The following is a 12438-nucleotide window of genomic DNA, read 5'->3' on the forward strand; positions in this document are numbered from 1 at the left end:
CTGGTCAGGCCGAGGCGTGCGCGTCGGCGACATCGGCCAGGCACTCGCGGAAGGTCCGCACCGCCGGCGACGCCAGTCCCGCCTCCCGCTGCGCCGTGAAGATCGTGCGGCGGGGCAGGCCCGGCAGGTCGAGCAGGCGGCAGTCGGGGGTCTCGCCGGCCCAGACCAGGTCGGGCATCAGCGCGACGGCGTTGCCCGAGGCGACGAGGCGGATCTGCGCCTGCAGGTCGGCGGTCTCGAAGCGCACGTCGGGCTCGAAGCCGGCGACGCGGCAGAGCTGCTCGGCGAAGTGGCGGCTGGCGGTGCCGCGCGGCTCCATCACCCAGGCGGCGTCGCGCACGTCGCCCAACGAGAGCGCTGCGGAGTCGTGGCGCACCGCGAGGCGGATCGCGTCGGTCGTGAGGTCGGCGCGCACCAGGCCCGGCAGCCACGACACCGAGTGGCCGGGGTACTGCTCGGCGACGACGAGGTCGAACTCGCGCGCCCACGACGTCTCGTGCAGCGCCCCCTCCGGTTCGCGCTGCACCATCTCGACCCGGACCTCGGGCGCGCGCTCGGCGATCGCCCGCAGCGCGCCCGGCATCAGCGCGAGCGCGGCCGACTGGAAGACCGCGACCCGGACGCGGCCCGTGACCGACTCGCCCGACGCGGCGAGCGCCGCCTCCGCCCGCTCGAGCAGCGCCAGCACCTCGCCCGCCGCCTCGACCAGGATCTCGGCCTGCGGGGTGAGCTGCACCCGCCGCCCGACCTTGCGCAGCAGCTCGACGCCGGTCTCGCGCTCGAGCACGCTCAGCTGCTGCGACACCGCGGAGGGACTGTAGGCGAGGGCCTCGGCGGCGGCGGCGAGCGTGCCGCGGATGGCGACCTCGCGCAGCAGCACGAGGCGGCGGACGTCGAGCATCGGAGACTCCCATCGATCACTTCAGCTGACCGGTACCGGTAAGGAACGATCGCTTCTGCTCAACGGTACAGCGGACGAATACTGAGGTCACCGCCCCTGAAGGAGATCCCCGTGACCGACCTCGCCGCCCCCGCCCGCCCGACCGGACCCTCCCCCGACTCCGTCGACCCGCGACTGGTCGACGAGAGCGTCGCCCTGGTGCGCCGCTGGCTGCGCGAGGCCGCGCAGATCCCGGTGGACGCCTCCGGGACGCAGCTCGCGGGAGTGCTGAAGGACCCGTCCGGCCTCGACTTCACGGTCGGCTTCGTCGACGGAGTCGTGCGGCCCGAGGACACGCGGGTCGCCGCCGCGGCGCTCCGCTCGATCGCGGGCGGGGTCCCCGCGTTCCTCCCCGCCCCGATGCGCGGGGCCGTCGCGCTCGGCGGCGTGGTGGCTCCGCTGCTGCCCGACGTGGTCGTGCCGATCGCGCGGCGCGTGCTGCGGCGGATGGTCGGCCACCTCATCATCGACGCGACCGACTCGCGGCTCGGCCCGGCGATCGCGAAGATCCGCCGCGAGGGCGTGCGGCTCAACATGAACCTGCTCGGCGAGGCCGTGCTCGGCCGGGCGGAGGCGCAGCGCCGCCTCGAGGGCACCCACCGCCTCCTCGCCCGTGACGATGTCGACTACGTCTCGATCAAGGTCTCCTCGACAGTCGCCCCGCACAACCCGTGGGCGTTCGACGCGGCGGTCGACGACATCGTCGACGAGCTCGCTCCGCTGTTCGCGCGGGCCGCGGCCGCGTCGCCGCAGAAGTTCGTGAACCTCGACATGGAGGAGTACAAGGACCTCGACCTCACGATCGCGGTCTTCACCCGCCTGCTCGACCGCCCCGAGTTCTCGAGCCTCGAGGCCGGCATCGTGCTGCAGGCCTACCTGCCCGACGCGCTGGCGGCGATGATCCGCCTGCAGGAGTGGAGCGCCGCCCGTCGCGCCCGCGGCGGCGCCGGCATCAAGGTGCGCCTGGTCAAGGGCGCGAACCTGCCGATGGAGCAGGTCGAGGCCTCGGTGCACGGCTGGCCGCTCGCCACCTGGAGCACGAAGCAGGACTCGGACACCCACTACAAGCGCGTCGTCGACTACGCGCTGCACCCCGAGCGGATCCGCAACGTCCGCCTCGGCGTCGCCGGGCACAACCTCTTCGACGTCGCCTACTCGTGGCTGCTCGCCGGCGAGCGCGGGGTCCGCGACGGCATCGAGTACGAGATGCTCCTCGGCATGGCGCAGGGCCAGGCGGAGGCGGTGCGCCGCACGGTCGGGTCGCTCCTGCTCTACACGCCGGTGGTCGCGCCGGCCGAGTTCGACGTCGCGATCGCGTACCTCATCCGCCGGCTCGAGGAGGGGGCGTCGAGCGAGAACTTCATGTCGGCCGTCTTCGAGCTCGAGTCGAACGAGGCGCTCTTCGCGCGGGAGGAGTCGCGGTTCCGCGCCTCCGTCACCGCGCTCGACGGGGCGGTGCCACCCGCGCACCGGGTCGCCGACCGGTTCACCGCGTCGGGGCGCCCGGGATTCGGGGACTTCCGCAGCACGCCCGACACCGACCCGTCCGTCGCGGCGAACCGGGAGTGGGCGACGCAGATCCTGGCGCGCGTGCCGTCGTCGCGGCTCGGGGCCGACGCGATCACCGCGGCCACGATCTCGACCCGCGACGAGCTGGAGGCGGGGATCGCCGCGACCCGCGCCTCCGGCTGGGGCTCCGTGCCCGCCGACGAGCGCGCCCGCATCCTGCACCGCGCCGGCGACGAGCTCGAGGCGCGCCGCGCCGACCTGCTCGAGGTGATGGCGGCCGAGGCCGGCAAGACGATCGACCAGGGCGACCCGGAGGTGTCGGAGGCGATCGACTTCGCGCACTACTACGCCGAGCGCGCCCGCGAGCTCGAGGACCTCGACGGCGCCCGGTTCGCTCCCGCCGAGCTCACGCTCGTCGCTCCGCCGTGGAACTTCCCCGTCGCGATCCCGGCCGGAGGCGTGCTCGCCGCACTGGCCGCCGGCTCGGCCGTGGTACTCAAGCCCGCCGGGCCGACCGCGCGCTGCGGTGCGGTCGTCGCCGAGGCGCTGTGGGCCGCCGGAGTCCCGCGCGAGGCGCTGCTGCTGCTCCGCCTTCCCGAGGAGGAGCTCGGCCGCGACCTGGTCGCGCACCCCTCCGTCGATCGCGTGATCCTCACCGGCGCGTACGAGACGGCAGAGCTCTTCCGCTCCTTCCGCCACGATCTGCCGCTGCTCGCCGAGACGAGCGGCAAGAACGCGATCATCGTCACTCCGTCGGCCGATCTCGACCTCGCGGTGAAGGACGTCGTCTCGAGCGCCTTCGGCCACGCCGGCCAGAAGTGCTCGGCCGCCTCGCTCGTCGTGCTCGTCGGCTCGGTCGCTCGCTCGAAGCGGTTCCGCGCGCAGCTGCTCGACGCGGTCGCCTCCCTCACGGTCGGCTCCCCGACCGACCCCGCCACCCGGATGGGTCCGGTGATCGAGCCGGCCGCGGGCAAGCTGCTGCGCGGGCTGACCACGCTCGGCGCGGGCGAGACCTGGCTGCTCGAGCCGCGCCGGCTCGACGCCTCGGGGATGCTGTGGAGCCCGGGCGTCCGCGACGGCGTGCGGCGCGGCTCCGAGTTCCACCGCACCGAGTACTTCGGACCGGTGCTCGGGATCATGACCGCGGACTCGCTGGAGGACGCCATCGCGGTCGTGAACGACGTCGACTACGGCCTCACCTCCGGTCTCCACGCGCTCGACCCGGCCGAGATCGGCACCTGGCTCGAGACGATCGAGGCGGGCAACCTCTACGTCAACCGCGGCATCACCGGCGCGATCGTCGAGCGCCAGCCGTTCGGCGGCTGGAAGAAGTCGGCGGTCGGCCCGGGCACCAAGGCGGGCGGCCCCGACTACCTGCTCGCCCTGGGCTCGTGGGTTCCCGCGGCATCGGCGGCGACGACGCCCGCGAGCCCCCGCGCCGCCGCTCTCGTCATGGCGGCTCGCGCCGAGCTGCCGGTCGCGGAGGCGGAGTCGGTCGAACGGGCCGCGCGCAGCATCGCGGCGGCGTGGGACGCGCACTTCTCGAGGAGCAGCGACGTCACCGGCCTCTCGGCCGAGCGCAACGTCTTCCGGCACCGGCCGTACGACTCCGCGGTGCTGGTGCGGCTGGCCTCACCGGGCTCGCTGGGCGCGCTCGCCACCGTCGCCGCCGCTGCGGCCACCGCTGGGGCACGGGTGCAGGTCTCGAGCGACACGGCGCTGCCTCCCCGCCTCGCCGCGGCTGTCGCCGACGTGGCGTCCACGGTCGTCGTCGAGGACTCCGCCGCGTGGGAGGCGCGGGTGCGCGCCCACGGCTCCGGCCGGGTCCGCCTGCTCGGCGCTCCCGCCTCCTCCGTCACCGCGGTCACCGAGGGACGCCCCGACCTCGCGGTCTACGCCGGTCCCGCGACCGAGTCCGGGCGCCTGGAGCTGCTCCCGTTCGTCCGCGAGCAGGCCGTCTCGATCACCGCGCACCGCTTCGGCACGCCCGACCACCTGACCGACGCGCTGCTCTGAGCGCGCTGTCCGCTAGAACAGCCCGCGCGGCGACTCCACCGAGGCGAGAACGCCGGGGGCCGCGACGACCGTGAGGCGCCCGACCTCCTCCGCGGTCAGCTCGGGCAGGCGCTGCGCGAGGGCGAGGAAGCGCTCGATCTCGTCGCTCTCGACGACGCCCTCGACGAGGGTGCGGAACTTCGCGATGTACTGCTCTCGCGTGAACGGGTGGGCGCCCAGCGGGTGCGCATCCGCCACCGCGATCTCGTCGACGATCGTCGTGCCGTCGGTGAGCACGATCTCGACGCGCGCGCCGAACGCCTTCTCGGCGGGGTCGACGGAGTGGTAGCGGCGCGTCCACTCCGCGTCCTCCTCGGTCGTGGTGCGCTGCCAGAGCGCGACCGTGTCGGGGCGGGCGGCGCGCTCGGGTGCGTAGCTGCGCTCGTGGTGCCAGGCGCCGTCCTGGAGCGCCACGGTGAAGATGTAGGGCACCGAGTGGTCGAGCGTCTCGCGCGAGGCGGTGGGGTCGTACTTCTGCGGGTCGTTCGCGCCCGAGCCGATCACGTAGTGCGTGTGGTGCGAGGTGTGGATGACGATCCGCTCGACGCGCTCGGGGTCGGCCGCCTCGGGGTGCGCGTGGTGCAGGCGGCGGGCGAGGTCGATCAGCGCCTGCGCCTGGTACTCGGCCGAGTGCTCCTTCGTGTACGTGTCGAGGATCGCGCGCTTCGACTCGCCCGCATCGGGCAGCGGAACGTCGTACGAGCCCTCGGGCCCGTCGAGCAGCCAGGCGATCACGCCGTCCTCGCCCTCGTAGATCGGCGAGGGGCTGGTCTCGCCGCGCATCGCCCGGTCGACGGCCTCGATCGCCGCCTTGCCTGCGAAGGCGGGGGCGTACGCCTTCCAGCTCGAGATCTCGCCCTTGCGCGACTGCCTCGTGGCCGTCGTGGTGTGCAGCGCCTGGGCGATCGCCTGCTCGATCGTGCCGACGTCGAGGCCCAGCATCGTGCCGATGCACGCGGCGGACGAGGGGCCGAGGTGCGCGACGTGGTCGATCTTGTGCCGGTGCAGGCTGATCGCGCGCACGAGGTCGACCTGGACCTCGTAGCCGGTCACGATGCCGCGCAGCAGCTGCGCGCCGCCGATTCCGGCGTGCTGGGCGACCGCGATCAGCGGAGGGATGTTGTCGCCGGGGTGCGAGTACTCGGCCGCGAGGAACGTGTCGTGGTAGTCGAGCTCGCGCACCGCGACTCCGTTGGCCCACGCCGCCCACTCGGGCGAGACGCGGCGGGCGGGGTCGACTCCGACCACGTTCGCGCCGTCGCCGCCGATCGAGGCGGGGTGCGCGAGGGCCTGCGACCGGGCGGCCACGACGGGGCGGCGGAGCAGGGAGGCGACGGCCACGGCGGCGTTGTCGATGACGCGGTTGACCACCATCTCGGCGACGTCGGCATCGACCTCGACGGGATCGGCGGCGACCTCGGCGAGCGCGTGGGCGAGCTGCCCGTGACGCGGGAGCTCCTCGTCGCTGCGGTGGACGCGGACGTGGTGATCGTGCACGGGTGCTCCTTCGACGACGGTCCCGCCAATCTATCGTCGCCGTCGCCAGGCGCTTGAATGGGCTCATGCCCACTCCCGCCCGCGTCGCCGCGTTCGACTGCGGCACGAACTCCCTCCGCCTGCTGATCGCCGACGTCGAGGGCGGTGCGCTCGTCGACGTGCTGCGGCGCACCGAGATCGTGCGGCTCGGGCACGGCGTCGACCGCACCGGCCGCTTCGACCCGGCGGCGCTCGAGCGCACCCTCGCCGTCACCCGCGAGTACGCCGGGCTGGCGCGCGAGGCCGGCGCCGAGCGACTCCGCTTCGTCGCGACCTCGGCGACCCGCGACGCCGCCGACCGCGGCGTGTTCCTCGACGAGGTCGAGCAGATCATCGGGGTCCGCCCCGAGACGATCAGCGGCGAGGAGGAGGCGGCCCTCTCGTTCCGCGGCGCCGTCTCGGCCGTCGACTCCGCCCGGCCCGTCCTCGTCGTCGACCTCGGCGGCGGATCGACCGAGCTGGTCCTCGGCGGCGCAGCGCCCGAGCAGGCGCACTCGATGGACGTCGGCAGCGTCCGGCTGACCGAGCGGCACCGGCGGGCCGCCGCGCCGACGGCGGCCGAGCGGGAGGCGATCCGCGGCGATGTGCGGGCCGCGCTGGCCGCCTCCTCCGTCGACCTGGCTGCCGCCCGCAGCGTCGTCGGAGTCGCGGCGACCGTGCTGACGATCACGGCGCACGTGCTCCGTCTCGAGGTCTACGACCGTGCGGCGCTCGAGGCCACCCTGCCGATCGCCGAGGTGCTCGCCGCCTGCGACGAGCTCGCCGCGCTCTCGCCCGCCGAGGCGGCGGCGCTGCCGTACGTCCGGAGCGGTCGCGAGGACGTGCTGGCGGCCGGGGCGCTGATCTGGGGCGAGGTGCTGCGCGCGGCGCAGGCGGCGTCTCCGGGGCTCGACACGGTCACGACGACCGCGCACGACATCCTCGACGGGATAGCGCTGGGCCTGGGCTGACCCCCTCGGGGTACGGTGGGCGGACCGCCTCTGGAAGGAAGCTCCATGACCGAGCCCGTCGTCGTCCACGTCGTCTTCACCCCCGCCGAGGGAGCCCTCGACCGGATGGTCGACGCCCTCCGCGCCGGCATCGCCGAGGTGCACACCGAGCCCGGCTGCGAGCTGTACTCGATCCACCACGCGCCCGACGGCACCGTCGTGATGATCGAGAAGTGGACCACCGCCGAGGATCTCGACACCCACGGCGCGGGCGAGCCCGTCGCCCGGATGAACGCGGCGCTCGAGGGCCTGCTGGCCGAGCCCCCGCGCATCGTCCGACTGGCCCCCATCCCCGCCGGCACCCCTTCGCAGGGCGCCCTCTGATCCGCTCAGGTCACCCGGTCAGAGCGCTCCCGGAGTCACGGGGCAGCCGGGCGGCGGCGACCAGCGGCACGAGGGTGAGCGCGGCCATCGCCAGGAACGCGAACCGGTAGGGCACGAGGCCGGGGCCGAAGGCCGACCCGACGGCCAGCGCGATGCCGCCCGCGGCGACTCCGAAGCCGGCGGCGACCTGCTGCGTCGTCGCGCTCAGCGTGTTCGCGCCCGACATCCCCTCGGGCGGGACCTCGGCGAAGGTGACGGTGTTGTAGGCGGTGAAGCCCGCCGACCGCGCGACGCCGCTGAGCACCAGAAGCGCGACGATCGCCGCGATCGGGACGTCCGTGGTGAGGAACGCCATCGCCGCCATGCAGGCGACCCCGACCACGTTCGAGACGACCAGCACCGCGCGGAACCCGGCGGTGCGCAGCAGCCACGTCGTCGCGGGCTTGATCGCGAGGTTGCCGACGAACAGCGCCAGCACCACCGACCCGGCCTGCACCGCGTCCCAGCCGAAGGCGTCCTGGAACAGCAGCGGCAGCAGGAACGGCACGGCGCTGATGGTCGCGCGGTAGAGCGATCCGCTGGCGTTGGCGACGCGGAAGGTCGAGAAGCGGAACGCGTCGAGGCGCACGAGCGGGTGCGGCGTGCGCAGCAGGTGCCGGACCGCGACCAGGGTGACGGCTGCGCCTCCGACCGCGAGGGCGAGCGCCAGCGGGTCGATCGAGTCGGCCGAGACGAGTCCGGAGGCGCCGACCAGCGCGCCCAGGCCGATCGCGACGAGCACGAGGCCGACGACGTCGAGCGGCGGCGGCGCCTCCTCGGCGGTCGCCGGGATGATCCGCCGCGCGATCACGAACGCGACCACGCCGAGCGGCAGGTTGATCAGGAAGATCCAGTGCCAGGAGGCGTAGGTGGTCAGCAGACCGCCGATGAACGGCGCGAGGATCGGCGCGACGAGGCCGGGCCAGACGAGGATCGCGATGGCGCGGATGATCCCCTCCCGAGGAGTCACGCGCAGGACCGCGAGTCGGCCGACCGGCACCATCAGCGCCCCGCCGACGCCCTGCAGCACACGCGCGGCCACCAGCAGCGGCAGGGTCGGGCTGAGCGCGCAGAGCAGCGACGCGACGGTGAAGATCGCGATCGCGAGGGTGAAGACGCGGCGCACCCCGAAGCGCTCGCTGAGCCAGCCCGAGGCGGGGATGAGGACGGCGACGGTCAGGAGGAACGCGGTGACGGTGATGGCGACGGCCGCGGAGTCGACGCCCAGGTCGGCGCCGATCGCGGGGGCCGCGGTGGTGACGATCGTGGCGTCGAGGTTCTCCATGAAGAAGCAGCCCGCGACGAGGAAGGCGATCGCGCGTTGACGGCGGGGATCCAGGGAGTGCCTCCTCGGGCGTTGGTGGGTGGGTGTGCGGGGGCCTCGGGTAGCGTCGACCGCATGAGCGACAACGACGAGTCCCGGACCATTCAACTCCGCCGCTACGAGCTGGTGGACGGGGTGATGGACGACTTCCTCGCCTGGTACCGCGCGAAGATCGTCCCGGCCCGGGAGGCGAACGGATTCCGGATCGAGTTCGCCTACGCCGACCGCGAGGTGAACGAGTTCGTCTGGGCCGTCAGCGCCCCGGGCGACGCCGCGGCGTTCGCCGAGATCGAGTCGGTGTACCTGGTCTCCCCCGAGCGCGAGGCCGCCTTCGCGGGTGAGCCGACCCGGGTGGCGGTGCACCACGTGCGGCTCATCGAGCGGATCGTCTGAGCGCTAGTCGCGCGCGCGCCTGACCGCGGCGATCGCCGCGCGGAACGCGAGCGATCCGATCGCCACCGAGGCGATCGTGCCGAGCAGGCGGGGCAGGACGCGCTTCTTCGTCGGCACTCCCTCGCGGTCGCGCGGCGAGGCGAGTGCGGCCGGCTCGAGGGTGCGCCCGTTGGCGCCCGCCTCGGCCATGTGCGCGAGCCTCCTCAGGGTCTCGATGTTGCGGATCCAGAGGAACGAGTGCAGGAGCGGCTTGGGGATCAGCGTCCCCGGCCCCTTCACCGCGGTCTCGTGGATGCGCACCCGGCAGCCGCGGGCGTGCTCCTCGACCTCGAGCAGCACCCGCGCCTCGCCCATCGGCCAGCCGGCCGCCTGGATCAGGAAGCGGCGCGACGGGTCCCACTCGAGCACGGTGGTCTCGTCGTCGATGACGAGCGGCCAGGCTCCGAACGAGTGGTGCAGCTTCGAGCCGATGTGCGGCCAGTCGCGGCCGACCTCGCGCATCCTGGACGACCCCACCACCCAGCCGGGGAAGAGCCATCCGTTCGCGAAGACCGCGAAGACGGACTCGGGTGGGCAGTGGATGACGCGGGTGTTGCGGGACATCGCGGGCTCCTTGTCGTGAGGATCCCGGCGCAGACGGTCGTGACGACTGCGCTCGGCGAGCGGGTGCTCCTTCCTCAGGGTGCCAGATCGGGCGTCGTCCGGATGCCGAACTCGTGGCGCAGCGCGCTCCGGGCGGCGTGCCAGCCACCCATCCCGTGCACGCCCGGCCCGGGCGGGGTCGAGGACGAGCAGAGGTAGAGGCCCTTCGCGGGGGTGCGCCAGGGATCGGTTGAGGGAACGGGGCGTGAGATCAGCTGGGCGACCCCGGCCGCCCCGGCGGCGATGTCGCCCCCGAGGTAGTTGGGGTTGTAGGCCTGCATGTCGCGCGCCGTCATCGAGGAGGCGGCGAGGATCCGGTCGCGGAACCCAGGGGCGAAGCGCTCGATCTGCGCGGTGATCGCCTCGCGCTGGTGCGCCGGAGAGTCGCGCGGGACGTGGGTGTACGCCCAGAGGACGTGCTTGCCCGCGGGCGCCCGGCCCGGATCGGCGAGCGAGGGCTGCGCGACGAGCACGTAGGGGTTCTCGCTGTGCCGGCCCTGGGCGACGTCGCGCTCGGCGGCGGCGATCTCGGCACGCGTGCCTCCGACGTGCAGCGTGCCCGCCCGGGCGGCCTCGGGGTTCGTCCACGGGACCGGTCCGTCGAGCGCGAAGTCGACCTTCGCGACTCCGTTGCCGTAGCGGAACAGGCGGAGGGCCTTCGCGTAGGCGCTCGGCAGCCGGTCGCTCGCGAGGCCGAGCAGCGCGTCGGGAGTGAGATCGAGCAGCACCGCCTTCGCCGAGGGCAGCTGCGCGAGCGAGGTGACCTCGACCCCGGTCTCGATCGTGCCGCCGTGGGCGCGGAGATCGTCGGCCATCGCGTCGACGATGGCCTGGCTGCCTCCGATCGGCACGGGCCAGCCGCGGGCGTGCGCGTAGGAGCCGAGCGCGAGGGCCGCCGCCGCCGTCGAGAGGCTCGGCATCGGGCGGATCGCGTGCGCCGCGACGCCCGCGAGCATCGCCGGCGCCACCTCCTCGCTGAAGCGCAGGTTCCAGAGCGGCGACCCCTGCTCGAGCACGCGCAGGCCGAAGCGGAGGATCGTCGCCGGGTCGGTCGGCACGCGCAGCAGTGCATCGTTGGTGAAGCCGGCGACGCGGTCGGCGCGCTCGGCGAGCGGCGCCATCAGCGAGCGCCAGGCCGCGCCGTCGCGCCCGAGCCGCCCGGCCGTCCGCTCGATGTCGCGGTAGGCGATGCCCGCCCGACCCCCGTCGAGCGGGTGCGCGTAGGAGATCTCGGGGACGCGGAGGTCGATCCGCTGATCGAGCGCGAAGCGGCGGAAGAACTCGGAGGCGAGCGCCATCGGGTGCACCGCCGAGCAGACGTCGTGGTGGAACCCGGGCAGCGTCAGCTCGGACGTGCGCGCGCCGCCGCCGATGGTGTCGTTGCGCTCGAGCACGGCGACCGAGAGCCCGGCCCTGGCGAGGGTGACGGCGGCGGCGAGCCCGTTCGGCCCCGCTCCGACCACGACGGCGTCGACCATGCTCACTTCCTCCGCAGCGCCGCGACGGCCCCGACGGCGCCCGCGGCGACGGCGACGGCCGCGCCCGCGTAGCTGATCGCGCGGTGCCTGATCATCCAGATCTGCGGAGTCATGGTGTGCGCACGGTCGCTGAACAGCCCGCGCGCCCCGTGGTCGCCCGGGACGGGCTCGTAGACGTTGTTGGGCAGCATCGGCTCCTTCTTGTCGGGAGCCTGCTGGCCGTCGAAGGCGCTGCGGGCGAGGAACCAGTCCATGAAGGCGCCGGCGAAGCGATCGCCGAGGATCGTCCCGGCCGTCGGCTCGCCGACCCAGGTGCGCCGGCGCGGCTTGTCGGCGACGTCGGCGATCGCGATCGCCCCCACCTCGGGCTCGTAGATCGGCGGCACCGGCTGCGGGTGGTGCGGCAGCTGCGACTTGACCCAGTTGAACTGGATCGTGTTGAGCGCCGGCATGTCGACCTCGGACAGCCTGACCGCGCTCTTGGAGTGCAGGAGCTCGGCCGTGACCGACTCGGTGAAGCCGCGCGCGCCGAACTTGGAGGCGCAGTAGGCGGCCTGGAGCGGGATGCCCCGGTGCGCGAGCGCGGAGCCGACCTGGATGACGTGGCCGCGGTCGCGCGGCGTCATCCGGGACAGGGCGGCGCGCGTGCCGTTGACGAAGCCGAAGAAGTTGACGGCCACCGCGCGCTCGAAATCGGCGGGCTCGGTCGAGAGGAACTCGCCGAAGACGCCGACCATGGCGTCGTTCACCCACAGGTCGATCGGGCCCAGCTCGGACTCGACGCGGTCGGCCGCGCTCTCGACGGCCTCGCGGTCGGCGACGTCGGTCGGGATCGCCAGCCCGCGCCGCCCGGCCTGCTCGATCTCGGCGAGCGTGGCGGCGAGGCCGTCCTCGCCGCGTGCGAGCACGGCGACGTCCCACCCGCGCGACGCGAGCTCGCGCACCGTCGCCCGGCCGAGACCGGCCGTGCCTCCGGTGACGACCGCGACACCGCGGCTCATGCGGACTCTCCAAGGGGTGCGGGGCGGCGGTTCTGCGTCATGGGTCGAGCTCCTTCGTGAGGGTGCGTCTTCTTCTTCCACGCTAGGCGGGCCGGTGCGGCCGCGCGCGGGGTTGCGCCGGGTCTGTGGGCCTGTCGGAGAATCGGCGCCTGGGGAGGAGGATGGCGCTGAGCGGCGGAGTGTGCGCCGCATCCTCCCCAGGAAACGT

10 protein-coding genes are annotated in these 12438 nt (G+C 73.9%); 4 read left to right on the forward strand and 6 right to left on the reverse strand.

Annotated features, from left to right (window positions below; all coding sequences use genetic code 11):
• Nucleotides 1-4 precede the first annotated feature (4 nt).
• A complete protein-coding gene (locus GRS96_RS00135) occupies nt 5-901 on the reverse strand; it encodes a LysR substrate-binding domain-containing protein (protein ID WP_159987391.1) in 897 nt (298 codons plus the stop codon).
• 111 nt (nt 902-1012) lie between these two features.
• On the opposite strand from GRS96_RS00135, the gene GRS96_RS00140 reads away from it, so the two are divergent.
• The gene (locus GRS96_RS00140) at nt 1013-4465 is read left to right on the forward strand and encodes a bifunctional proline dehydrogenase/L-glutamate gamma-semialdehyde dehydrogenase (protein WP_159987392.1); all 3453 of its coding nucleotides are present in this window, start codon (nt 1013-1015) and stop codon (nt 4463-4465) included.
• A gap of 12 nt (nt 4466-4477) precedes the next feature.
• Here GRS96_RS00140 and GRS96_RS00145 read toward each other — a convergent pair whose 3' ends face one another.
• Nucleotides 4478-6001 carry an MmgE/PrpD family protein gene (locus GRS96_RS00145; RefSeq protein ID WP_159987393.1) on the reverse strand — a complete coding sequence of 508 codons (1524 nt, stop codon included), beginning with the start codon at nt 5999-6001 and terminating at the stop codon, nt 4478-4480.
• Between the two features lie 65 nt (nt 6002-6066).
• On the opposite strand from GRS96_RS00145, the gene GRS96_RS00150 reads away from it, so the two are divergent.
• Together GRS96_RS00150 and GRS96_RS00155 are read left to right on the forward strand one after the other, a co-directional pair.
• Entirely contained in the window at nt 6067-6990 is a 924-nt protein-coding gene (locus GRS96_RS00150; protein WP_159853163.1) for a Ppx/GppA phosphatase family protein, read from the forward strand.
• Nucleotides 6991-7035: 45 nt separating this feature from the next.
• Nucleotides 7036-7353: a putative quinol monooxygenase gene (locus GRS96_RS00155; protein ID WP_159853164.1), complete on the forward strand. Its 318-nt coding sequence runs from the start codon at nt 7036-7038 to the stop codon at nt 7351-7353.
• 10 nt (nt 7354-7363) lie between these two features.
• Here GRS96_RS00155 and GRS96_RS00160 read toward each other — a convergent pair whose 3' ends face one another.
• The gene (locus tag GRS96_RS00160; protein ID WP_442966216.1) at nt 7364-8824 is read right to left on the reverse strand and encodes an MFS transporter; all 1461 of its coding nucleotides are present in this window, start codon (nt 8822-8824) and stop codon (nt 7364-7366) included.
• Here GRS96_RS00160 and GRS96_RS00165 point away from each other — a divergent pair.
• Complete coding sequence (locus GRS96_RS00165; RefSeq protein ID WP_159853166.1) at nt 8792-9109, forward strand: hypothetical protein; 318 nt, start codon at nt 8792-8794, stop codon at nt 9107-9109. The two genes, GRS96_RS00160 and GRS96_RS00165, sit on opposite strands and share 33 nt — an antisense overlap.
• A 3-nt stretch (nt 9110-9112) precedes the next feature.
• Here the strand turns inward: GRS96_RS00165 and GRS96_RS00170 are convergent, their stop codons facing one another.
• The 3 genes from GRS96_RS00170 to GRS96_RS00180 form a co-directional block, all read right to left on the reverse strand.
• Nucleotides 9113-9712, reverse strand: coding sequence for an SRPBCC family protein (locus tag GRS96_RS00170; RefSeq protein ID WP_159987394.1), 600 nt, complete (start codon nt 9710-9712; stop codon nt 9113-9115).
• A 74-nt stretch (nt 9713-9786) separates the two neighbouring features.
• A complete protein-coding gene (locus tag GRS96_RS00175) occupies nt 9787-11229 on the reverse strand; it encodes a phytoene desaturase family protein (protein WP_159987395.1) in 1443 nt (480 codons plus the stop codon).
• Between the two features lie 2 nt (nt 11230-11231).
• Nucleotides 11232-12230 carry an SDR family oxidoreductase gene (locus GRS96_RS00180; RefSeq protein ID WP_159853168.1) on the reverse strand — a complete coding sequence of 333 codons (999 nt, stop codon included), beginning with the start codon at nt 12228-12230 and terminating at the stop codon, nt 11232-11234.
• Nucleotides 12231-12438 lie beyond the last annotated feature (208 nt).

This window comes from Rathayibacter sp. VKM Ac-2803, from assembly GCF_009807175.1.
Taxonomy (GTDB): Bacteria; Actinomycetota; Actinomycetes; order Actinomycetales; family Microbacteriaceae; genus Rathayibacter.

What these genes read in the sequence shown, in the direction of transcription:
- GRS96_RS00135 (WP_159987391.1), bottom strand. Translation starts at nt 901, where the DNA reads ATGCTCGACGTCCGCCGCCTCGTGCTGCTGCGCGAGGTCGCCATCCGC.
- GRS96_RS00150 (WP_159853163.1), top strand. Translation starts at nt 6,067, where the DNA reads ATGCCCACTCCCGCCCGCGTCGCCGCGTTCGACTGCGGCACGAACTCC.
- GRS96_RS00155 (WP_159853164.1), top strand. Translation starts at nt 7,036, where the DNA reads ATGACCGAGCCCGTCGTCGTCCACGTCGTCTTCACCCCCGCCGAGGGA.
- GRS96_RS00165 (WP_159853166.1), top strand. Translation starts at nt 8,792, where the DNA reads ATGAGCGACAACGACGAGTCCCGGACCATTCAACTCCGCCGCTACGAG.
- GRS96_RS00170 (WP_159987394.1), bottom strand. Translation starts at nt 9,712, where the DNA reads ATGTCCCGCAACACCCGCGTCATCCACTGCCCACCCGAGTCCGTCTTC.
- GRS96_RS00175 (WP_159987395.1), bottom strand. Translation starts at nt 11,229, where the DNA reads ATGGTCGACGCCGTCGTGGTCGGAGCGGGGCCGAACGGGCTCGCCGCC.
- GRS96_RS00180 (WP_159853168.1), bottom strand. Translation starts at nt 12,230, where the DNA reads ATGAGCCGCGGTGTCGCGGTCGTCACCGGAGGCACGGCCGGTCTCGGC.